Origin of the sequence: Bremerella sp. P1 (assembly GCF_028748185.1) — a bacterium.
In the GTDB taxonomy this organism is placed as follows: domain Bacteria; phylum Planctomycetota; class Planctomycetia; order Pirellulales; family Pirellulaceae; genus Bremerella.
In genome coordinates, this window is sequence record NZ_CP118164.1 from 2,575,206 (window position 1) to 2,597,431 (window position 22,226).

Genomic DNA, 22,226 nt, shown 5'->3' on the forward strand with positions numbered 1-22,226 from the left:
TGTTTTGCGAAGCCAATATTCGAGCCGCGGCACCGAAAAACTCGATAGCGCTACCGGAATCTTCTTTATCAATTATAAACCGATGTCTGAACCGTTCGACTACAACAATGACGACCATGAAATCGCATTTGATTTGGGTCGCTTCCTGTACGCGTTCTTCGCCGGGCATTTCATCAAGCCGAAGACGCGGGGTCAACAGATCGCGCGGCTGACGGCAATTCCCTCCATCGTGTTAGGCTTGGCGTCCCTGTGGTTGCTGGTGATGTTTCCACCATCCTTTGCCATGCAAGGCGTCGCCTGCCTGCTGGGACTGGCCTGGTTCAGCTACACGGCATGGGCCGTCTACGCGGTCGAGCAGATCTACGTGAAGGACCTGGAGCAGGCCCAGGGCGAAGAATTGTAGTGGCTTATGAATCGAGGCAACTTGAATTAATCGGTGCCCGCGCTCATGCCGTCGCGCCGTAGGCAATTCCGTTGACATGTTCCGGCGCGCGGAACAGTTCCTTCCAGTGGATCGCGTCCTCCGAAATCAATACTCGTCCCTTCCAGGCAGAACCGAGATAGAGCCCGTCACCGTAGGTGCAGGTTTCCGGAGCGTTTTCATTTTCCACGCGTTTCCACGACTTTCCGTCGGTCGAAAAGTAGGTCGCCCCGAGACCAACGCCCACGAACTGCTGGCCGGTCCAAAGCAGCGAGTTGATGTGCTCCCCTTCGCGGCCGACTTCGCGGTGGCTCCAGACCAGACCGTCTTCGCTGGTCATGCGCAGCCCGTGCAGGCCTGCTCCGACATAGACTCCGTTGCCATAGGCAATGTCGATGAACGTATCGAGCTCTGGCAGTGGCTCGGCATCTTTCCACTGTGTGCCGTCTTTGCTCACGGCTACTCGCCCTTTCACGCCGACGGCCACGAACTGATCTTTGCCGTAGGTTACGCGGAGAAGGAGCGGCTGCTTGTCGAACTTGGTTGGACCTTCCCAGCTGGTTCCATCCTGGCTGATCATGACAGTCGTCCAATGGCCGTCCGTATTGCCGCCCACTAAAAGATAGCGATTGTCTCCATAGGCGATGTCATACATGCGCCCATCGACTTCGTGCTCGCTTTGTTGCTGCCACGTTTTTCCATCGGGCGAGGAGAAGAAGAGCATCTTACCGCCGTAGGTAGCGAATGCGAGAAAACGCCCCTTGGCAAACTGGCAGCCTCGAAAGTAGTAGTTGTTCTTCTCGACAATCGGCTCAGACCACGTCCGACCATCCGCGGATGCGATTCGCAGACCCTGTTGTCCGTACGCAATAAACATGAAAAAAGCTGCCTTGGGGTGGGAAAGGGTGAGAGGCCTTTCCTATTGTAGTCCCCACGGCAGCTCATTAAATCCGGCGTTTGCCTCTGCCGGCACGTTGTTAGGTGGCTGAGTGTGCGTTACTCCTCGTCCGACTCGGCTTTCGCCAAACGACCGGAGAGTTGGTCGGGCTGGCTTAATTCGCTCCGCTGTTCTATCGGAAACATATTCCGTTCCAGAACTTCCGGATCGTAGGTTGTCCACGTTTCACGGACGTTATCCGCGTAGACCTTGCGATCGACGTTCATGTCACGCCAGTGGCAGATGAACTGGTCTTGATGCCACGACTTGCGAGGAAGCTGATCGTCCGTCTTCAGCAGCCGCCAGGCGCGGACCTGAAATCGCTGGGATGCACTATCCCATTGGTAGAAAATGAGTTGATTGATTACGAGACGGCCTTGAAGGTCGTACAAGTGATTAATTTCCACGAGATCGACACGGTCGACCACATGGGTTTCGACAGGGGAAGCCCCCATCGACGCCATCGTTAAGATGGACGCGACTACGAACGAGGTCATGCTCGTCTCCCTAGTACCAGTCGTTGGAAATGGAGAGTTCCGCGATCCTTCTGCGGAGCTACGGTGCGCAGGGTTTTCGTTCGCATTCCGGAATGCTGATGGACCCTAAAGCGAAACACGTGCCAAAACACTGTGTTGGTTACCGCGGACCGACCGTAAACCTAAAAGCCTGTTGACTTTTAAAAAAGCTAAAGTGAGCCGAATCACGGTCAGCTAGCGGAGCGCATCATTAACAATGCTCAAGCGAGGCGCACATACCTTTATGGATGCTTATTTCTTCAACAAGTTCGCTGGGCATCCATTTTATGCGTTCGATTCAATCCCTAAGTCAAAACCAACTCGCCCCAAACCCCCACAAGTTGCAACAAGATAAATAGACCTAACTGGGTCAAATAACGCGTATTTGGTAAGGAGCGAGAACAGGCGATACGATAGAAGTGCTGTTTGACGATTCACTTAGGGAGAACCAAATCGGATGAAATGGACCAGCCGGCAATGGCTTTCCCTGCTTTGGATACTGGCCGTCTTCGTCGGAGCTTTCCTTCTGCTGTTCGTAGCTCCCACCACGATCGGAGACTTCTGGTATATCCTGGTCACTCCTTTCGTCACGGCCGCACTGCTGGGCATTTGGCTAACTGCTGGTATCGGTCCCGTTTGGCTGCGGCTGCTGGGGATGCTCGTGGGGCAATGCTTGCTCGTCTTCGTCATGGCACTGACAAGCGGCGAAAACCCCGTCGGCTTTACCCCAGGTCTCGCGGCCACGACGGCTTCCACCGCGCTGGCGATGCTCGGGCTGGGATGCGTCGGCTCGTTCTTACCGATCCAATCGACGTGGAAAGTCCGCATCGCCCTTTGGGAGATCGTCGTCAGCATTGGGCTTATCGGCGTGACGTTGGCCATCGTTCGTTTGCTCTCGGAAATCTACCAGTGGGACTGGCCTGCATGGGCATCGCGGGCTGGGGTTCACTTCCTGGTGTTTGCACTCTTCACCGGGGCTATGATGACCATCGCCCTGCTGCCGCTGATTGTCACAGGCAAAAAACCACGTTGGTTCATGGGAACCATGTTGGCATTTGCGCTTGCCCTGATTCCACCCATCGAATCGATGACGTTCTCACTGCTTAGCTTATCCGGCGGAGATATCGAACTGTTCTACGCCGCCCACATCGGCCAGACGGTGATGGCCCTGGCGATCATGATTCCTCTGGTCAACGCTTTCCCTGGAGTGCTCGTAAGACAGACACCTCCCAAAGTAGAGCCGGGGGACCTGGTCGATGAAAAACCGGACCAGCCAAGCGTCGAACAAGATTTCGCGGACATGCAATGAAACAGATCCCTCAAGACGATAGCAGTTGGAACTGGCCCACATGGTGGCAGTGGCTGGTCATCGTCTGGTTGGTGATCCTGAATGCAACTCCGTACCTCATTGGTTTCTGGGCGGCCGACGACTTTGGTAAGTTGGAATGGATTTTCTGGTCGATACTTTCCGGTCCCTTTGCCCATATCGGAATGCTGAGCTTCTTCCTGATCGCGGGCGTCTTGTCTGTCTTTGTCCGACGGCTGATTGGCGCAGTCGGACTGCTTGGCGTCCTGGGATTGATGATGCTGATTCTGGAAGCCGATTCGGTCGGAGCGATTGCCTGGTTTCTCCTTGAAGCGGTAACGCTGATCGCGCTGTCGTTGGCATCCGCCTGGCTGTTTGGTGTTCCTTCACCACCGAAGCGATGGTGGCCGCAGTTCTCGTTGATAGAGATCCTAGTGCTCAGCGGGCTTCTGGGTGTCTTACTTCTCATGCTCCGCTTGGCCGGGGCGATGGACTTGGACTACTGGCGACAAGGACAAGAGATCGCACTGATCGGGTATTCATTGGGTACAGGCGTTTATCTACTCCCAATCTGCCTGGCGACGGTTTCCCACGGGCGCAAAAGAATCTGCGGTCTAGTACTATTCTGCGTTTTAGTCTGGCCAGTGTTCCCACTGATTTTCCTGGGACTACTCATCGCAATCGAAGAGACAGGGCCCATGGAAGAAATGTTGTTTCTCTTCCTCTTCTATCCTGCTTTCCTGGTCCAACTTGTGCTCGTGTGGGGCACGTTCTTTCCGATACGAGCGTGGTTCCCTGGCGTGCTGACAAGCCAAACGCCGTGCGAATTGGGCCGAGTCGGTCAGGCCGCTTCAACTCAGCAACAGCCAAGCGGCGAACAGGACTTCGCCGAGATGCAATGAACCAGCTTTACCAAACCACTGGCACGCGAAAGTGGCCCACTTGGTGGCAGTGGCTAGTCATCGTCTGGCTGATAGTCTTGAATGCCTCTCCCTATCTCTTTGCTTACCTATCGACTTCCAACCTTGGTACTTTGGACGTTTTCATTTGGTCGATGCTTACCGGTCCTTTCGCCCAGACCGGGATGCTGAGCTTCTTCCTGGTCGCCGGGGCGTTGCCCATCTTTATCCGGCGATTGACATTTGTCGCCGGACTGTTGGTCGTCGTAGGGATCGTCATGATCGCTCTGGACCTTCAATCGCTCGGAACCATTGTCTGGTTCCTTCTTGAGGCGGCAGCGCTTGTGGGCCTTGCCTTGACATCGGCCTGGCTATTCAACATGCCTGTGCGTCCAAAGAAATGGTCCCCTCAGTTCTCGCTCGCCGAAATCCTAGCGCTTAGCGGGCTCTTGGGCATCTTCCTTTTCATGGCCCGTCTTGCGGAGGCAACCACCCTTTCCTATTGGCGACAAGCACAAGAGACCGTCTTCATCGCCTTTGCTATTTCTTGTGGGATTTACTTGTTTCCCGCGTGCCTGGCAACAATCTCCCAGGGTCGAAAGAGGCTTATCGGGATGATCGTTTTCTGCGTCTTACTCTGGACAGTATTTGCACTGTTTGTCTTGGGAGCACTGATCGTGTTGGATGAGAATCGACCGCTGAACGATCGACAGTTTCTCATCCTGCTTTATCCAACCTTTGCGTTTCAGCTGATGCTCATCTGGGGCACGTTCTTTCCGATACGTGCCTGGCTCCCCGGCGTGCTGAAACTAGCGCCGGCTACTGCTGCTCAATGCAAATCAGATACTCTTGCCGACGCCCCTGAGAACTGTCGGCAAAGCGAGCATACAGACGTCCCTGACTGACGATTGGGGTAGCGAAGACATCATCCCCCAGGCGGTTTTCCGCGACGAGTTCGTACGATTCCGGGCTGGCTTTGATTACCCAAACGTTGCCCTTCTCGTTCGCGACGAAGATGTTATCGCCACTGAGTAGCGGCGACGAGCTGACCGGCCCGCCCAGACGGGTCTTCCACTTCTCTTGACCGGTCTGGCCATCCCAGCAGAAGAAGATCCCACCATCGTTCATCGCGTAGACGTGACCATCGTAAGCGAGCATCGATTGCTCGTAGCATTTCTCGTTGTTGGTCCACAACACTTGGCCAGAGCTGCCGGCTTTGATCGCAATCGTCTGCGAATCCGGGTAGCCACCGCTGGCAAAGACCGTGTCGCCATCCCAGACTATCGTTCCGCAAGTCGCATTGGTCGTACCAGGCGTCGACCACAACGGCTGGCCTGTTTTTGGATCGTAGGCAGCAACCATCTTGAGACCACTAATGAGCAGCTGATCCTTACCACCGATCTTGGTCACGACCGGAGAACTGAACGAGATCCCATTGCGAGGCTGCTTCCAGCGCGACTTGCCATCCTTCTGTGCAAACGCGGCCAGCCAACCTTTCTCATACTCCGATGCCACGATCACCATGTCGTCGTACAGCATGGGGGAAGGCCCATAGCCAAACTTGTACTGCTGCGGCACGTAGGGCCCGGCGTTGACCTGCCATTGAAGTCTTCCCTGGAGATCCAGCGCGATCAGTTGCACGGATTGATTCTGAATGAAAACGGCAAACAGCTGTTTTCCGTTGGAAGCCACCGTCGATGTCGCATGCGTGTTCTTCGGGTGAATCTCCCCCTGGAATCCTCCCTGGGTGATTGGGGTCTGCCACACCGGACTCCCGGTCATCTTGTCGTAGGCGAACACGCCGGTCGTTTTGCGGTTCTCGTCGGCGGAAGTCACAACGACAAGGTCCCCCACGATGATCGGCGAAGAATGACCGCGACCAGGGACCTCGACCTTCCACTTGACGTTTTGCGTGTCGTTCCACTGCGTCGGAGCTGGTGGACCAGGGGCAATGTTGTTGGAGTCCGGTCCGCGCCATTGGAGCCAGTCGCCAGGAGCCCCACGATTTACAACCGCACTGTCTTCGCTCTGTTCCGGTTCGTTGCCGCCGCGGGTCGGCCGACTGTCGTCGGATCGCATCTCACCGGACCGATTCGCGCCGGGACGCATCTCGGCTGCTTTCCGTTCGGCCAACCGCTCGCGAAGCAGCGCACGAATCCATGCCTGATCGTCCTTGCTGAGCTTGTTCATCGGAAGAGTAATCGTTTCATCGTTCGCCTTCTTGAGCGTCACGTCACCTTTGGCGTACTCAACAAACTCGGCTTCGATGCTGAACTGCCCGGTCGAATCGGTCCAAGTCCTCGATTCGGCCCAAGCCAATGCTGCAAAACATCCCACGGAAACAACGAGCGCAGTAATTGCACGAAACATGAGAGAAACCTTGAGGGTAGAGAACGCAGCAAGAGTGAAATCCTGGGCAGGTCGATTCATTTTGCTTGGTTTTGCCGTGATTTTCAATCAATGGACAAAAGAGTTCCAAAATCTTAGAACTGCGACGTCTACCTGCTTTGCAGATGTTCCTCCGGTTTTGTGAACCCCATTACCATGCGTCTTGTCTATCTGCCACATGAACTGGCACGGGAAAACAGGAACTACTGTGAACTTCCAACCTAGTCAAACCTACGAAACCCATCTGACGCTCGCATCAAACCGAAGCGACGGCATCGAGTCTGCGCGGACGTGGGCCACTGCAGCGGGCCTGAAGTGGACGGAAATCGAACTGAGCCGCGGCGACCATCAACGCCAGCCAATGATCACGTACTGGGGTACCGATTCGCTAGAATCACAGCACGCGACGGCCAAGCAGATTGAAGAGCAGCTCCAACCACTTGGCCTTCAAGTCGTTCGGCTGAAGACCGATTGCTACGGCCAAGGGAAAGACCTCTACGATGCCGTGCTGCTGGCGGATCACACGACGCTGGATGCTGAGCTACTCCGTCAGACCTTCGAGGTGAGTGATACGTGGACCGCTCACTGCCCTAACCCGGTCGACCGTTTCGATGCCGATGCGATCCTCAACTGGCACATCGAATGGGAGGACTTCAAGAAGGAATACCCCCAGATTCCCGGTACCCAGGAAGAGTGGAAGTACCGATTGATAACGGGACTCGATTCACTGCTGACGCAGCTTCTCCAATGATGAAGTCTCTGTAATGAGAGCGCAAAAAAATCGCCCCGACCAGGGCGGTCCGGGCGATTGGGTAGGTCGACGATGGGGTAGGAGGGAAACTGCCCAAGTTCGGAGGGAAAGAGGATAAGCATCTTGAACGATTAAGAGGTCGTGTTAATCGTCCCACTCACCAAAGTATTGCATAAGAAAGTCGATGTCGCTGACATAACTTTTGTCAGAACCTTTGGTTGAGTAGGCATTCACGACGTCAAATCCGGCAGCGTAGCTCGAAAAATTATCGCCTTGTAGTGACGCATAATTTGACTGAGCAATAAGTTTGTCATCGGCCTCGGTATCGAACAGATACGCGACGTCATGCCCCCCGGCCGAAGCGATCGCATTGACACGATCGAACCCACGTGCCGTGTTGGCGTAGCCTTGTCCGGCCATCGAACTTTCAACCGTGCGGCTATAGAACGTGTCGTTGCCGACCGTGTCGTAGAAGAACGCCTGGTCTTCACCACCTTTCCTGGACACGGCCGAGGTACGATCAAAGCCTTGGGCAAACACATAGTAATCGGCACCATACATGGTGGCCTGATTCCCGCGAGCGATGTAAACATCGTTGCCGGCCGTATCGTGGAACGTTGCCGTGTCGTTGCCGCCGTTCATGGCGATCGCCAAAACGCGATCGTAGTTGTAGACGGTATTCGTGTAGCCAGAACCGCTCAGAACACTCGACGAGCCATACGAAGTGAACGTGTCGTTCCCCTTCGAGTCGTACAAGTAGGCCTGATCGTTTCCGCCGGTGCTGTATACGTTGGTTCGTTCGAAGCCATAGGTCGCAATCGAAGAACTTGAGGTCAGCATGTAGCTGTCGGTTCCGCGGCCGATGAAGTAATCGTTCCCGCTCGAATCGTACAGCATGGCCGTATCGATGCCGCCATAGATGGCCCGAGCCATCACCGAGCGAGCGCCAGTGACTTCATTCTTATAGCCACTGCTGGACATCGTCGACTTGGTCGGGCTGCTGGTGAACGTATCGTTGGCGATCGTATCGTAGAAGATCACCGAGTCATTGCTGCTGGCACCACCGTAGTTGTACTCGACGTTGTCGGTGCTCCAGGTAAAACCGCTACCCTGGACCGTCATCGTGTCGGCGCGGAAGATCCACGTTTCGCGGCCGCTGGTTCCATAGAAGCGAGCCGTATCGGTCCCGGCCCCGCCGTCGAAGGTGATCTTCTTCACTTGCGAAGCACTGAAGCTCGACGACTTGCCGTTCATCGTGACGGTAACGGTCGAGCCAGTGTGATTGACCGAAATGGTGTCGTTCCCATCGGTCCCCAAAATGGCGAGCGTTCCGCTCTTCAACTCAAACGGAGACGACTCGGCGATCTTCAGTGTGTAGTCGCCGGTGTACGAACTGGTCGCACCCTTCACCGCCAGGTACACGGTGCCGGTACTGCTGGCCGTCCAAACGATCTTGGAACCGGAAGTACTCGAGTCCTGTGCCAACTGCGTCGCGCCGCCACTGCCGTACAAAGTCAGCTCGGAACCGGCCAGCGAACTGTGACTGGTGTCGATGACATACGTCGTTCCGGCTACCGCGCTGAAGCGGAAGTAGTCGACGTCGCCAGCGTAGTTCAGCTTGCCTGACTTGGAACTGCCAACCGAAACCAGGGTTGCTCCGGCAGCGTTGTTCGCATGATCGTCCGGCTGAACGATCGTGACCGTGGTCGCGACCAGGTTGCTCTTGGCCCCTTCGTTGTCGGTTGCCTGGGCAAAGATCAATTGGCTACCGGCCGCGGTAAATGGATTGCTGATCGTCAGGCTGGCCAGGCCGCCACTGATGGTCGAATCGCTGCCGAGCACGGCATCCGTCGCATCCCACTTCCCATTGCCGTTCGAGTCGCGATAGAAAGTCACCTTCGAGACGCTACCGTCCGCGTCGGCGACATTCTTGGCCGAAATGGTGATCGTATTGGTTTCGCCCAGGTAGACCGTGCTGGGGTCGGTCGAGACGCTGCCCAAGGTCGGTGCTTTGTTCGGTTCTGGTTCTGGCTCGGGTTCCGGTTCCGGCTCGGGATCAGGCGTTGGATTGCTGCTGACCGGGTTCAACAGGTCGAGCGTGCCTGCCGCGTTGAGCCGCATGCCGGTCGAGACCTTTCCGCTGAGTCCCGAAATCAAGTCGCCGCCACCCAGGATCGCATCCTTCACTTCGGCAGCCGTTGCATCAGGATCGTAGGCGAAAGCCAACGCGGCGACGCCAGCGACATGGGGCGATGCCATGCTCGTTCCCGAGAACGAAGCGTAGTAGCCGCCGGCGATCGTGCTGTAGATGCCGACGCCTGGGGCAGCAATGTCGACCGTGCTGGCTCCGTAGTTACTGAAGCTGGCCAGGTTGTCATTCTGATCGGTGGCTGCCACCGAGATCACATTGCTGACGTTGTAGTTCGAAGGATAGTGAGGGTTGGCGTCGTTGTTCGTACCGTCGTTACCGGCCGCGGCGACAAACAAGATGTCCGCCTGCTCGCTGGCCTTGATGGCCGATTCAAGCGAAGCACTGAATCCGCCACCACCCCAGCTGTTGTTCAGCACGCGAATGTTCACACCATACTGCGTCCGCATCATGGTGGCGTAGTTGATCGCACGCACCGCGTCGGAAGTGTACCCGGCACCGCTGGCCGAGAGGAACTTCAGCGCCATAATTGATGTATTCCACGCCACGCCGCTCACGCCGCGTCCGTTGTTGCCTTGAGCGGCGATCGTTCCGGCAACGTGCGTTCCGTGATGATTGTCGTCCATCGGATCGCCATCGTTATTCACGAAGTCGAACCCGTGCACGTCGTCGATGAAGCCGTTGCCGTCATCGTCGATCCCGTTACCTTCGATCTCGCCCGGGTTGGTCCAGATGTTGCCGACCAGGTCGGGGTGGGTGTAGTCGACGCCCGTATCGATGACGCCGACGACAACGCTATCGGAACCGGTGGTCTTGTTCCAGGCCTCCGGCGCATCGATCTGATTCATGCCGTAGGTGGAAGAGTAGCTGGCATCGTTCGGTGTCACGTTGAAGACGGAAGCCACGTCGAGTTCAAATCCGCTAATCACATCGAGCGACGAGAACCAGGCACCCACATCGTCGGCGGTGGCTCCTTCGCTACGTACCAACAGCTGACCTACCAGGCCCAGCCCGCGGACGACCTCAATTTCAAAACCACTGCCGGTCAGCAGTGAACTAACTTGCGAAACCGACGTAAGAGTACTAGCCACGTCGCTGGAGAGCTGCACGATCCAGTCGTTGGTGTAGGGATCTTGGGTCGATTGCTGAGTCACGCCGTTGGAATCGGTCGTGTAACCACCGCCGTTGCGCTCGTAGTCTTCGCCGGCGACGTCTTCGAACCAGATCGTCGAGATCGTATCGCCCGCCATCATGCTGCGGACTTCCAGCGTTTCGATGGTATTGGCGTTGGATTGTTGTTTGGAACTCTTTTTGGAGTTGCGCGAGTTCCTCTTGGAACGATTAGATTTGGCAGCACCGCCGGTCAGCCACTTTGCTAGCCCGGTACGTACCTCGGGATTGTCACTATCGAAACTTCCCACCTTCGCTGCTCCTGATTTCACCTTGGGGCTCGATTCCAACCGAGCCGATGGTTTGGATACGTGCTTGCTGGCTGCTGCTAGCCGTCCCGATACTTGCCTGGGAGCTCGGCTGCTTGCATGCCAGCAGGAACATGGCGACCGCGCGGCTTAATGCGCGGGTGCCGTGATAAGCAGTGCGTGACGTGGGTCACCTTGCTGCCGATAGCTGGCTGCCCGGTCACGCTGGGGAGTAGAGAGACTCAGTGGGAAGCGATTGCCGGCATTCCTTGCCTGCGAATTGCTCCCTCCGCAAAGTCCTGCGGAAATGTCGGTCGCGCCTTCCCTGGCGTCAAATCGAGCGGGCAGGGATTCTGAAAAAATCCCAAGAATGGCTCAAGTCCAAGTAGCCTGAATCCGACATTTGAGGCGAAAAGAAAACACCACGTGCGGCTAGCTGCTTCTGTTATGCACCGATGTTGATTTTTTGATACATGGCCCTTGCGCGAAAGAAATCGAAGCGCACCTGGCGTCACTCGTCCGCGGGCTTCTCTTGCTGTTGTTTCAGCGCTTCCAGCTCCGATCGAAGGCGTTCGATCTCGGCATTCGCCTGTTTCAATGCTTCTTTCGTCTTGGAAAGCTCATCGTTAGCTTGCTCCAACATCTTGTTGGTCGTTTCCAGGTTATCCCGCTCAACCTTTAAGTCGGCGGAAATCACCTCCGCTTTTTCCCGCATCATCTCGGCTTCGGCGGCCTGCTGCTCGGCCATAGCACGAGCCTTTTCGGCTTGTTCCATCTGGGCTCGGTAATTCGTACAACCCAGGACGAAGGACAACGCCACCAGACAAACGATCGTGGTAAGAGATGAGTGATTCATATTCGCCTCCAACGTCAATCACGTTCTGCGGTGAATCGATCCCCCAGTTGCGCTACCAGTTGGGCATGCTGCCGAGCCTGGTAAACAGTCACAGCAACCGTGGCGATCGTGAACAGCAATAGTCCAATCGTACAGAATTCGATGGCATCAATCACGTCCTGAGTCGACTCCCATTCCGAATCGGTCGCGGGGCTCGGCGGCGTATCGGTCCACACGCGCCAGGGCTGGAAGAGCAATACAAACAACGCCAGCAGCCCCAAATAGACGTACATCGTTCGCATGGATCGATAACACATCGCGAGCAGGCCGGTCAGACCAATCACCATCGCGGCGAACATGACCATCATAATGGCAACCGCATCCGCCGCACCGGCAAGGCCGTTGCCTATGAGAACCAAGCAAGTCCCGTTGTCGATCATCGCCACCACTCTTCGCCGAATGCGGTTCCCGCTCAGAAACCCCCTAGCGGGAACTTACCGTCATCACGATCGATCATCGATTCAAGAGTTTCCGTCTGGCCGAACGTCACCAGTTGAACCGATCCATCGGCCATCAGCACCAACACGCCAGGCGACGGAAAGTCTTGCCGGTCGTATCGCTTCAAAAGCTCTTCCGGCGAAATATCCTGTGGGGCATTCCACGGCACGGGACGCTCGACATCCTCGATGATGCACAGTGTATTCGAGAGGCCATCGTTCACGTCGCTCATCTGAATTCCAAGTTCTGGCGAGATGATCGTCTTCGGTCCCACCACGGCGACATACGGGGTGTAGCCCTCTCGGTCGACGTTGGGGCTCGCGTAGACGTCGCGATACCTTTGGGCGGCTACCTGATTGTTGGGGTCATCCCAGGCCACGTGGTAGTCGTAATCGTCCGCGTAGTTATCGGCCAAGAACGGCAATAGCGAAGCCCGCCACGACGTCCGCGGCTGGCCATCCTCTTCGGTTATGAGCGCCGGCGGGAAAGACTTGTAGGTGGCGTGGTAATTGTGCAGAGCGATGCCGATTTGCCGCATGTTGTTCATCGACTGGGCACGTCTAGCGGCGGCGCGTGCTTGCTGAACGGCCGGCAAGAAGATCGCCACGGCAATCCCAGCACAGAGAACGAACATGATGCCAACAACGACCAGAATTACGATCAGAACGACGACCGTATTGCCAGAGGACTTTCGTGAGCGCATCGCAATCATCCAAAACAAGAAGAGGGCATGACGATAGGGAATGCCCTGATTCTCGACGTTCCGTCGACCCCAGGCAACACTTTGCCGATAAGAATACCCAAAGTGGCGGACTGACTACTTCCGCCGCACGATCAAAAAGTCTTGCGAGCAGCTAAACCGATAGCCTCCCTCCGGCGTCTGAAAGTTCTCGTTCAGGTAGGCTTCCAAATCACTTCGCCTGGGCGGATCAGACATCGGCAAGAGGTTCAGCATAAACTCGGCTACCTGGTAGGCGACCGGAAAGGTGCTGGTCGTCACGTGGCTGTCGATCTTCTCAAACGACACATCAAACGCTTCCGCGGCATCGGTGGCAAACCGATCCGCAATCGCCGGCAGGTCGAAATGCATATCCAAGAAGTGGTCGAGCATCTTCATGCAATCGGTCGTCGACTGCTGCAAGATCACCAGCAGAATTCCGCCAGGCCGCAGCCAATCGCTCATCGCTTGCAGGTTGGCCAGCCGCTTTTCCGGCTCGATGTAATACAGCACGTGCGAACAGAGGATGAAGTTGGCTCCGTCGACCTGCGCCGGATCAGTCTCCAGGATCGTCTGCTGAACGATCTCGGCCCCGGGGCAATGCTCGCGAATACTCGGCTCGAAGTGGGTGTTCGGTTCCACGCAGATCGTCTGCTCGAAGTGCGGCATGAACCAGCTGGTCACGTCCCCGGTCGCGGCACCCACGTCGACGTACTTCCCTTTCTTGCTTTCGCCTGTCACCGGCCCAAGGCGATCGATCACCTCGGCGATCTTGCTCTTGGCTTGGACCTTCTGATCGGTATGGTGCAAGAAAGCCAGAAACGCCTCTTCATATGCGGCGCTGCCGGAACCAAAGACGCTGATGGTATCTGTTTGCTCTGACACGATTTCCCCCCGATCCTTGGCTTAGCAAAGTGCGAATGCCCCAAGCCAAAGTAGAACGTATCGAATAGGGAAAGATCAAGCGAATCGTTGGCGAGCCGCCAGATAGCTAAGTCAAAACCTGGAACGGCCGCGGGTCGCTCGTTTCGGGGTCTTTGTCGTGGCGGAAGCCGGTCAGGGACTGACCAACTTCGGCCGTTAGTTCGTACATATGGTCGGCACCGTCCTGCTCTTGCTTGGCCTTTAGCTGAGCCAGGATCTCGTGCACCATTTCCGGAACTTCGCCATTGAGCGTCGGCTCTTTGGTTTCTTCGTCACCCTTGTAGATGATCGACCACGCTTCCTGACCGTCCCGATAACAGCGCAGGTCGGTCTTCATGAACGTATCAGAGCACCGGAAGAAGAGGGTCTCGCGACCACCTGCCGAAAGGTTCTTGGCATAAGTTCGGCCGAGATCTCGGTAGTTGTCTCGCCCGTCGGCCAGGATCAGCTCCCACGGCGGCAGTTCTAACAGATACCACGACAAATCGGGAATCTCGTCGCGCTTTTTAGTTCGCTGCTTATCGGCGGTGCGAATCAGTTCATCCGCAGCGATCTCTTGAGAAGCAACCCACGAAATCCGAAAACCCATAGAACCCTTTCTGAGGTAAGAGAGATGTTAACCCGCCACCAATTTATACAAACCAAACCCGATCAGCCCGACCCCGAAAACCACGCGGATCAACGAAGCCGCTTTGCCGGTGCCCCCTTCGAGCACCCTTCCCTTCTTATCGCGGGAAACGCCGGTGATCAACTCGGCTACGCCCCAGCCCCCAATCAAAAGCCCCAGGCCCATCGCTCCTAACCCCAAAATGGCAGGATTGTTTTCCAGGTACTGATTGAAATCGTCTTTGGCGTCAGCCAGGAGAAGGAAGAGGTGCATGTTGATCGCAGCGGGGGGGAGGAGGTGTCTTGAGCATAATCTGATTCACTAATTCGCGAATCAGCTAATGGCACATCTTAGCGCAAATCTCACGCCCAGGCGAATGCGAAAGCACCACTCCTTCAACAAAATTCCGCGCACATTATCTTCCGACCACCTCGGCAGGTATACCTAATCCATGCTTTGGGGACCGCTTCCCCCAACCACCATTAACCGTCAACTGTTAAGAAACACATCATGTCTTCCTCCGCGCACCCACAACCTGAACCGAAGGGGGCGTTCTCCCGCGAGAACGCCCCCAGGACATATCTTCTCAGGCAGAGTCCGCCGGGGGCGGGTGGGGCACGCTAAGGTATGCGCTTTTGGCGGAATACGTTGGCAACTATTTCTTGACATCCGTTGTCAGGCTCCGCTAGTCTCGGTTCACTAGCCAATGCTCTTCACGATCTCTCCTTCGCTTCGTCTTTCTGGCGGTAACATGAAAACAGCTCTCCTGGTTTCTCTCGCATTACTTGTGGTCGTCGGCTGTTCGCAAAACAACTCGGCTTCCCTGCCCTATGCAGGTCGCCCGCCGATGGGGATCGTCGACTGGTCGGAGAAACCGGAAGGACCTTCCACGCCGGGCGTTGATGAAGTAAAAGTTCTTTACTTTGGAGACTCGGTCATTGTTTGGAGTGACTTTCCGACTTCCAACAGCGCCGCCAGTATCGCTTATGCCAGCAAAGAGGATCACGTGGGTGGAGGGGGCCAACTGATCAACAACGAGTACGGCTTTGTCGAATTTCGCTGCCTATTCGACACAGAAACAACCGGCACCGCAACGATCGCCGACCAGACCTACGACATCTCAAAGGGGGGCCTATTCTTGGTATCGATTCGCGGCGAGCAGCCCAAGGTGGAACAGGTCGACTGCGACTTAAGCGGGGTCAAGATGACCGAGCAAGGACTCAAACCGCTGATCGATTCCGAGCCTGCGATCAAGAAGTTCTTCACAGCGACTCCAGCCGAGTGAGAATGGTCCGTTGGACCTTCTGCTAGAACTCCAGCACCACCGTCGCCGTAAGACCTTGCAGCAGTAGATCGTTGTTCTGCGGGCCGGTGGCGTCGGTAAAGATCTGGCATTGATTGAGCCAGTCGTTCAGTTCGTAACCGATCGCGGCCGACCACGGTCCACGGCGGAAGTTCATGCCGACCATCGTTTGAAATGCCAGCGAGCCGAAGTCGCGCGAATCGACTTTCACGGCTTGCGACTTGGTTGTCGTCACGCCGTTATCGGTTTGCGTGATGTGGGTCTCATCGGGAACGTCCCAGGCACCCAGCAGATACGAAGCAAAGAAGCCGGCGGTCAGGTTCACCTCGCACTGCGGCGAGCACCACAGGGCATACTCGCCATCGATACCCACTTTCGGGCCGAGCCCCCAGAAATTGCTCTCGGCTTCTTCAACCACCAGCCGAGTCGACGTGGTCGGGCCGATGACGTAGTCGGCCTGGAACGAGGTGGTAAACGATTGGCGAATGATGCCGCCGCGAAGTCCGATCACCGGACGAATGCTCAGCCCACTGTCTAGTGGCGTTTCGTGACTCCAGTCGAGATCGACCACGTCGTAATCGATGGAAGCTTCAAGCTGCCCGGTATCGAAGTACAGCTTCGGTGACGGCGGCTGCGATTCTTTGCCGCCGAGAAACGCGGCCGTCAACAGTCCGCTGGCCGAGTCTGTGGTTTCCGTACGCAGGTGGGTCCACGCCAGGTTGGTTTTCCAATTGCCATCCAACGACATGCCCACGCGGAAGCCTGGGGCAAAGTCGTAGATCGTCGACTCGTAGTCGATGTACTGATTGACGGGCATCGCATTGGTATTGAGGACCCAATCGACCGGTTCGGTCGCCTTCCAGTACAAGAACTCGCCGAAGAACTCGGCCCCTTGTACTGGGGTCGCCAAGCCCAGGCAGAGAATCAGTAAGTAACCGCAATACCGCATACACCACCTTGAAAGGTCAAATCGCCGTGCATTGGCAATTGCTGAAACGTGAGCAACCGTTGCTGATTGGCCCACCACTGCATCTCGTAACCCAGCCGACCCACCACCGGCGTTGGCCAAGGAAAATTCCACTCGACTCCAAAGAAGGAACGAATCATGAGCGTCCCCAGCTTCGAGTCATTCATGCTGGTCGTGAACGCTTCGTACGACGACGAAGGCGCGCCCCCGTCGGTGCGCTGGAAGTCGTCCTCGACGTTCCACACACCATACATCCAAGCTCCGGAACAATCGGCCACCAGGCAAAGCCGCTCGGTGCCTGGGTTCCAGCGAACGCCCACTCCGGCGCTGGGACCGAAGCCGAAGAACTCGTGGTCGACCATTTCTACCGCGGTGAGTCCCAGGAAGTTGGCCCAGTGCGAATCGATATCTTGATCAATCACCGCGGCCTTCAAGCCAAAGGTCGGGCGGATGATACATCCTGGCGAGACGCACACATCGTGTCCGATTTCCAAATCGAAGGTCGTGTACTTGATCGTCCAGTCGACCGAGGCCGTGGTGAAGTCGAACGAATCGCCACTTAGGAAGCCGCTGAAGAATTCCGGGATCACCAGGTTCAAGCCGTCTTCGATCCCTGCCTGCTGCGACGTGGAAAAGTGCGTGACGGTGAACTTCACGTCCCACAACCACTCAGGCGGCTTGATCAGTAGGCCTGCCCGATAGCCGGCATCCCAGCCGAACTCGATGTTGGTCGCTTCAAACTCATCTACCGTCAGCGGCACTTCGCTGGCCCAGACCGACGACGTTTCGGCCGACGCATGCCACACGATCGCCTCGGCGAACGGCGTAATTCCCTCGGCGGCAGCGGAAGCCCCGCTGGCCAAAAGGAAGAACAGGCATACAAACGTACGAATCACTGGCGGTTTCTAAAACGGACTAATAAGTAAACCCAATCTCCAGCACGCCGCCTTGCAGCGACATGAGATTGTTCAAACGACCCATGTTGTAGGAGTAAAACTGCATTTGATTTAGCCACACCTGGGCTTCGTATCCCAAGCGAACGCGAGTGCTCACGCGGCACCCTGGCTGCTCCCATTCCATGCCGAGCGCGAACCGCAACATGGTCGCCGCGCCGTGGATGGGGTCTTCGTTGATCGCGATCGTGGAAGGTGTCGGAATCGTCGTCGAGGTCGGACCGTCGGTCTGGTACACCTCGCTGAAATTCCAGTTGCCGTACATCAAAGCGGCCGAAGGTGTGAAGTACGCCTGAAGCGAATGCGTGGGCGTCATGGAAAGCGGCACAAGCGCGTCGAACCCAACTGACGGGCCAATGCCCCAGAAGTCTTGCTTCAGCGTTTCGGTCGCCGAGTTGAACTGGTAGTCGTGCCCCGCTGAGTCGATCGGACTGTACCAACGCGAGTCGATGTCTTGCCGAATGATCGCCGACTTCACACCCACAAACGGACGCATCGTCAGCGCGGGACTGATCACAAAGGTACGCTCGAACTCGAGATCGATCGTGTGGAACTGAACGTCCCAGTCGACGTCGGCGCTACGGTACTTGGGACCGAAGCCAGTGCCGTCCGGGTTGTCGACAAAGAAGTTTCCGAGGAAAGCGGAATAGACTTCGCCGGCCGCGTGGTTGGTGGCCGAGGTGCCGAAGTAGGTGTAGTACAAACGCATGCTCGTGCCAGGCTCGGGCCAGTCGCGCTGGATGCCGGCCCTGACCGCGGCATTCCACTCGAACGGAGCATCGATCAACCGAGCCGTTCCGGCCAGGCTACCCATGCCCAGCGGTGTGATCTCCTGAGCCCAGTTCTCGGCGCTTCCTTCGGTCAGCTTCAGCGTTAGCAGTTGAGCAAACGGCGTCAGCGTGGTTGGTGGTGCGTTTGCGTATTCGATCCACTCTTGTTCGACGTAGACCTGCTGGCTGTCATCCAGCAAAACGTCCGACGCGTAGTTGGTTTCCGCCAGACCGATCGAAGCGACAGCAGCAACCCACAGCCAAGCCAGCAGCGGAACAGCACGCCGCAGATAGTCGATGCACGCAGACGAAATGTCGAACTGATTGTGCATCGGAGGAAAACGCTCGCAGGCAGGTGATTCACGCTAGAAGAGCAAGCAGTGCTGGCGTCATCCCTTGGTAAGATGCCGAAGAGCCTGCCCGCTGCAATCCACATAACCGTTAAGGTCGACCAAGCGGCTTGTATTCCTGCAGATTGATTTCGCGATCAAACCATAAAGGCGCGTGAAATCGTTGACTGCGGTGATTGCTAGCGAATTCCCATGCATGCATTAGGTATACCAGCCTGAATGTGCCTGAAGACAGTGCGCGCGATATTTTGTTCGAGTGCGTCGCGACAGCGTACTTGGCCCATGTTAATCAGGCGTCTCAACAGCTTCGTTCGATGATCGCTTCCGACTCGTCACTTGCCAACCGATCAGAAAGACGAAGCCGATGATCGGAAGGAAGATGTCGGCCCAGAACATCGTGCCGGCGTTGCCCGGGGCGAAGTTGTGATGCACGACCATCTGATAAACGTGACCAGCCGCCGCACCCCACATGAAACAGGCCGGCCCCAGGTTCGCTGCCAGTCGCAGACCGAAGTCTTGCCGAAACGCGAGCAACCCCACCAGGCCGAAGCCCAGGCTGGCGAAACCGACCTCCAACTGAAACGGGCTGTCTTCCCAGCCAATAAACCTGGCCGCCATCTCGCCGAAGAAGACATGCATGATGAAGTTGAAGATGTAAAAGAAGCCCACCGCGCTGAGGCAATAGTAAGCGAGCAGCTTCTCCCACACGATCTGCTTGGTAAGCCGTTTCGCCTGACAGGCAATCGAAACGGCGGAACAAATCAAACCAAGCAGAAAGAACGTGACGGGATAGTTGCTAATCGCTAATCGCAGGATGGTCTCGACCATTGCATCCAATCCATGAGAAGACGGTCATACCGCACGCGAAATAGCAAGCTGGGTCGCGACCCAGCCTACGAAGACGATACCCAACAAAAAAACAGCACCCAGGAAACCCAGGTGCCGTTTGATTATCAGCATCAGCTAAGCGCGAAGCAAATTAAACTTCCTTCGCGTCGATCCAGCTCATCAGGCGACGCAATCGCTTGCCGACTTCTTCGACCTGGTGGGTGCGTTCGCGGCGGCGGATGGCCTTGAAGCGGGCAGCACCGGCTTTGTTTTCCAGGATCCAATCGCGAGCGAACGTACCGTCTTGGATCTCGGTCAGAACGCGCTTCATCTCGGCCTTGGTTTCTGGCGTGATGATACGTGGACCGGTTTGGTAGTCGCCGAATTCAGCCGTGTTGCTCACGCTGTAACGCATGTAGCTCAGACCACCTTCGTAGAACAGGTCGACGATCAGCTTCACTTCGTGCATGCACTCGAAGTAAGCCATTTCTTCCTGGTAGCCTGCTTCGACCAGCGTTTCGAAGCCGGCCTTGATCAGTTCGCTGAGGCCACCACACAGAACGACTTGTTCGCCGAACAGGTCGGTTTCGGTTTCTTCGGCGAAGGTCGTTTCGATCACGCCACCACGGGTAGCACCGATACCCTTGGCATAGGCCAAACCGATTTGACGCGTTTCGTCCGAAGCCGTGTCGCCCAAAGCGATCAGACCAGGAACGCCGCCACCCTTTTCGTATTCGCTACGAACCAGGTGACCTGGACCCTTGGGGGCAACCAGCAGCACGTCGACACCTTCTGGCGGAACGACCTGGTTGAAGTGAATGTTGAACCCGTGCGAGCACATCAGGACGTTGCCTGGCTTCAGGTTCGGCTGGACGCAGCTCTTGTAGACGTCGGCTTGAACTTCGTCCGGCAGCAGCATGTTGATGATGTCGGCCTTCTTGGTCGCTTCTTCGGCGCTCATGGGCTCGAAGCCGTGCGACTTGGCCAGGTCGTAGTTTGCACTACCAGGGCGCTGGCCGATGATGACGGTGCAGCCACTGTCACGCAGGTTCTGAGCCTGGGCATGACCCTGGGAACCATAACCCAGGATAGCAATCGTCTTGCCCTTCAAAACGGACAGGTCAGCATCGTTGTCGTAATAGATTTTGGCGGTCATAGAATTGTTACTGTTTCTAAAACTGATGGGTAAGTGGACGGTTATGTCTTGTCCCCTCGCCCCTGAGGGGAGAGGGTTAGGGTGAGGGGTTATCCGAAGTGCGAAGAACCCTCACCCTGGCCCTCTCCCTTGAAGGGAGAGGGGACCTGAGTTTCTCGGCGAGGCTTACGCTTCAACCGCGTGCGGATCGTTGACTTGTTCTTCCAACGACATTCCGCTGCGAACCATGGCGATTCGTCCCGTCCTCACCAGCTCGCGGATTCCGTAAGGTCGCATCAGGTCGATGAATGCGACGATCTTGTTTTCGGTGCCAGAGATCTCGATGATGATCTCGCTCCGGCCGACGTCGACGATGCGGCCGCGGAAGATGTCGACCAACTCGTTGATTTCGCTGCGAGATCCGCCTGGCTCGGCGGCAACTTTGATCAGCATCAGATCGCGTTCGACGAAGTCCGACGAGCTGACGTCCAGCACGCGTACGACGGTGACGATCTTTTCCAGCTGCTTGCGTACCTGCTCTAGGACATGATCATCTCCGACTACGACGAAGGTCATACGCGAAAGATGTGGATCCTCGGTTTCCCCCACTGCGAGCGAATCGATATTGTATCCGCGTGAGGCGAGCATCCCGGAAATGTGGGCGAGTACCCCGGGCACATTCTGTACCACCGCCGAGAGCACGTGACGCATTGTTTTCTCCCAGAACCGTAAATTGAAACCCGCATGATAGTTTGCCCCCCTTGCACCGACAAGAGGCGGTGCTATGCCGCCAATTAGTGCAGCCAGGAAAGCCATTAGCCCCACCCTAACGCGGGCAGAAGTGTTAGTAGCCGATGGAGCCGACCGATCCTGTTAAGACACCATGAGTTACGACAAGTTCAGGCCCCTCGATTGAGGTTTTGCCAGGGGCGGCTTAGCGTGCCATGGGAACGGCGGCCAAGGCAGGCGAAATGGGAGAACGTTTCTCAAACTCATGCCCACGCGGACGAGTCCACGGCAGCTGGCCGCCGATGCGAGTTCCGTGTGCCCCGGCCGTTTGAGCAACGTGGTGCCCGGTGTATGCCACTGGCCTCTGGCCGGTGTCTTGGAAGCGGATAACGGCATGGCAAACGGATACCGACGCCGCACAGGCGAGACGCCTGTGGCACGCGGAACGCTCTTCACCGGCCTGGGAGCTTCCTCCTGGGCAGCCGCTTGCTGGGCCTCGGCCTGCTCACGTTCGCGCCGTTCGATCTCCTGCTGCTTCTCTTGCCGCCGTTGGTAGATCCGCCGAATGGCCGCGAAGATCTCCGGGGTCGACATCTGGCTCACGTCGATCGTGCTCTTCGTTTCGTCTTGCGTCGTGCTGTTGGTATCGGTAGTGGAACTCGACATTATCATCCTCGTTGGAAAAAGAACCGCGGTATGCCAGCCACCGCGCATGCACAAGCACGTTGGTAGCGACTGGGTGAAAGTAGAAGGGCCGGCGAATGATCAAAGCGACCCAAGTCAAAGATCCGCACAAGAGGCGAACCCAATTCCCCGAAGCAAGAT

23 protein-coding genes are annotated in these 22,226 nt (G+C 56.6%); 6 read left to right on the forward strand and 17 right to left on the reverse strand.

The features are described from left to right. Positions 1–82 precede the first annotated feature (82 nt). Positions 83–403 (forward strand): hypothetical protein, encoded by a 321-nt coding sequence (locus PSR63_RS10605; protein ID WP_274333102.1) that lies wholly within the window; start codon positions 83–85, stop codon positions 401–403. Positions 404–446: 43 nt separating this feature from the next. On the opposite strand, the gene PSR63_RS10610 is transcribed toward PSR63_RS10605, so the two are convergent. Further along, the gene (locus tag PSR63_RS10610; protein ID WP_274333103.1) at positions 447–1,298 is read right to left on the reverse strand and encodes a sialidase family protein; all 852 of its coding nucleotides are present in this window, start codon (positions 1,296–1,298) and stop codon (positions 447–449) included. Positions 1,299–1,417: 119 nt separating this feature from the next. After that, positions 1,418–1,855, reverse strand: coding sequence for a hypothetical protein (locus tag PSR63_RS10615; RefSeq protein WP_274333105.1), 438 nt, complete (start codon positions 1,853–1,855; stop codon positions 1,418–1,420). Positions 1,856–2,330: 475 nt separating this feature from the next. On the opposite strand from PSR63_RS10615, the gene PSR63_RS10620 reads away from it, so the two are divergent. Genes PSR63_RS10620 through PSR63_RS10630 form a run of 3 tightly spaced genes read left to right on the forward strand, consistent with a single transcriptional unit; the run spans position 2,331 to position 4,983 of the window. Further along, positions 2,331–3,182: a hypothetical protein gene (locus PSR63_RS10620; protein ID WP_274333107.1), complete on the forward strand. Its 852-nt coding sequence runs from the start codon at positions 2,331–2,333 to the stop codon at positions 3,180–3,182. Continuing rightward, positions 3,179–4,081, forward strand: coding sequence for a hypothetical protein (locus PSR63_RS10625; RefSeq protein ID WP_274333109.1), 903 nt, complete (start codon positions 3,179–3,181; stop codon positions 4,079–4,081). The genes PSR63_RS10620 and PSR63_RS10625 overlap by 4 nt, the downstream gene beginning before the upstream one ends. Beyond that, positions 4,078–4,983: a hypothetical protein gene (locus tag PSR63_RS10630; RefSeq protein ID WP_274333110.1), complete on the forward strand. Its 906-nt coding sequence runs from the start codon at positions 4,078–4,080 to the stop codon at positions 4,981–4,983. Before PSR63_RS10625 ends, PSR63_RS10630 begins: the two co-directional genes overlap by 4 nt. On the opposite strand, the gene PSR63_RS10635 is transcribed toward PSR63_RS10630, so the two are convergent. After that, entirely contained in the window at positions 4,898–6,448 is a 1,551-nt protein-coding gene (locus PSR63_RS10635; RefSeq protein ID WP_274333111.1) for an outer membrane protein assembly factor BamB family protein, read from the reverse strand. The genes PSR63_RS10630 and PSR63_RS10635 overlap by 86 nt on opposite strands. Positions 6,449–6,674: 226 nt before the next feature. Between PSR63_RS10635 and PSR63_RS10640 the strand changes: the two genes are divergently transcribed. Beyond that, positions 6,675–7,217 carry a nucleotidyl transferase AbiEii/AbiGii toxin family protein gene (locus PSR63_RS10640; protein ID WP_274333113.1) on the forward strand — a complete coding sequence of 181 codons (543 nt, stop codon included), beginning with the start codon at positions 6,675–6,677 and terminating at the stop codon, positions 7,215–7,217. Between the two features lie 144 nt (positions 7,218–7,361). Here PSR63_RS10640 and PSR63_RS10645 read toward each other — a convergent pair whose 3' ends face one another. The 7 genes from PSR63_RS10645 to PSR63_RS10675 all read right to left on the reverse strand — a co-directional run bounded on the left by PSR63_RS10645 (position 7,362) and on the right by PSR63_RS10675 (position 14,639). After that, positions 7,362–10,787: a S8 family peptidase gene (locus tag PSR63_RS10645; protein ID WP_274333115.1), complete on the reverse strand. Its 3,426-nt coding sequence runs from the start codon at positions 10,785–10,787 to the stop codon at positions 7,362–7,364. A 508-nt stretch (positions 10,788–11,295) separates the two neighbouring features. Further along, entirely contained in the window at positions 11,296–11,640 is a 345-nt protein-coding gene (locus PSR63_RS10650; RefSeq protein WP_274333117.1) for a hypothetical protein, read from the reverse strand. A 14-nt stretch (positions 11,641–11,654) separates the two neighbouring features. Next, complete coding sequence (locus PSR63_RS10655) at positions 11,655–12,059, reverse strand: hypothetical protein (protein ID WP_274333119.1); 405 nt, start codon at positions 12,057–12,059, stop codon at positions 11,655–11,657. A 32-nt stretch (positions 12,060–12,091) separates the two neighbouring features. After that, complete coding sequence (locus PSR63_RS10660; RefSeq protein WP_274333121.1) at positions 12,092–12,820, reverse strand: DUF1559 family PulG-like putative transporter; 729 nt, start codon at positions 12,818–12,820, stop codon at positions 12,092–12,094. 114 nt (positions 12,821–12,934) lie between these two features. Beyond that, complete coding sequence (locus PSR63_RS10665; RefSeq protein WP_274333123.1) at positions 12,935–13,720, reverse strand: class I SAM-dependent methyltransferase; 786 nt, start codon at positions 13,718–13,720, stop codon at positions 12,935–12,937. 106 nt (positions 13,721–13,826) lie between these two features. Next, on the reverse strand, positions 13,827–14,348 hold the full coding sequence (locus PSR63_RS10670; protein ID WP_274333125.1) for a hypothetical protein: 522 nt from the start codon (positions 14,346–14,348) through the stop codon (positions 13,827–13,829). Positions 14,349–14,375: 27 nt separating this feature from the next. After that, a complete protein-coding gene (locus PSR63_RS10675; RefSeq protein WP_274333127.1) occupies positions 14,376–14,639 on the reverse strand; it encodes a hypothetical protein in 264 nt (87 codons plus the stop codon). A gap of 478 nt (positions 14,640–15,117) precedes the next feature. On the opposite strand from PSR63_RS10675, the gene PSR63_RS10680 reads away from it, so the two are divergent. Further along, the gene (locus PSR63_RS10680) at positions 15,118–15,651 is read left to right on the forward strand and encodes a hypothetical protein (RefSeq protein WP_274333129.1); all 534 of its coding nucleotides are present in this window, start codon (positions 15,118–15,120) and stop codon (positions 15,649–15,651) included. Between the two features lie 22 nt (positions 15,652–15,673). Here the strand turns inward: PSR63_RS10680 and PSR63_RS10685 are convergent, their stop codons facing one another. From PSR63_RS10685 to PSR63_RS10715, 7 genes are all read right to left on the reverse strand, one after another. Beyond that, the gene (locus PSR63_RS10685; protein WP_274333131.1) at positions 15,674–16,618 is read right to left on the reverse strand and encodes an Lpg1974 family pore-forming outer membrane protein; all 945 of its coding nucleotides are present in this window, start codon (positions 16,616–16,618) and stop codon (positions 15,674–15,676) included. Then, positions 16,594–17,532: an Lpg1974 family pore-forming outer membrane protein gene (locus PSR63_RS10690; RefSeq protein WP_274333133.1), complete on the reverse strand. Its 939-nt coding sequence runs from the start codon at positions 17,530–17,532 to the stop codon at positions 16,594–16,596. The genes PSR63_RS10685 and PSR63_RS10690 overlap by 25 nt, the downstream gene beginning before the upstream one ends. A gap of 19 nt (positions 17,533–17,551) precedes the next feature. Then, positions 17,552–18,691, reverse strand: coding sequence for an Lpg1974 family pore-forming outer membrane protein (locus PSR63_RS10695; protein WP_274333134.1), 1,140 nt, complete (start codon positions 18,689–18,691; stop codon positions 17,552–17,554). 303 nt (positions 18,692–18,994) lie between these two features. Continuing rightward, complete coding sequence (locus tag PSR63_RS10700; protein ID WP_274333135.1) at positions 18,995–19,537, reverse strand: DUF6790 family protein; 543 nt, start codon at positions 19,535–19,537, stop codon at positions 18,995–18,997. Positions 19,538–19,688: 151 nt separating this feature from the next. Beyond that, entirely contained in the window at positions 19,689–20,693 is a 1,005-nt protein-coding gene (gene ilvC, locus PSR63_RS10705) for a ketol-acid reductoisomerase (protein ID WP_274333137.1), read from the reverse strand. A 165-nt stretch (positions 20,694–20,858) separates the two neighbouring features. Continuing rightward, positions 20,859–21,383: an acetolactate synthase small subunit gene (gene ilvN, locus PSR63_RS10710; RefSeq protein WP_274333139.1), complete on the reverse strand. Its 525-nt coding sequence runs from the start codon at positions 21,381–21,383 to the stop codon at positions 20,859–20,861. A gap of 177 nt (positions 21,384–21,560) precedes the next feature. Next, positions 21,561–22,067 carry a hypothetical protein gene (locus PSR63_RS10715; protein WP_274333141.1) on the reverse strand — a complete coding sequence of 169 codons (507 nt, stop codon included), beginning with the start codon at positions 22,065–22,067 and terminating at the stop codon, positions 21,561–21,563. Positions 22,068–22,226: the final 159 nt, after the last annotated feature.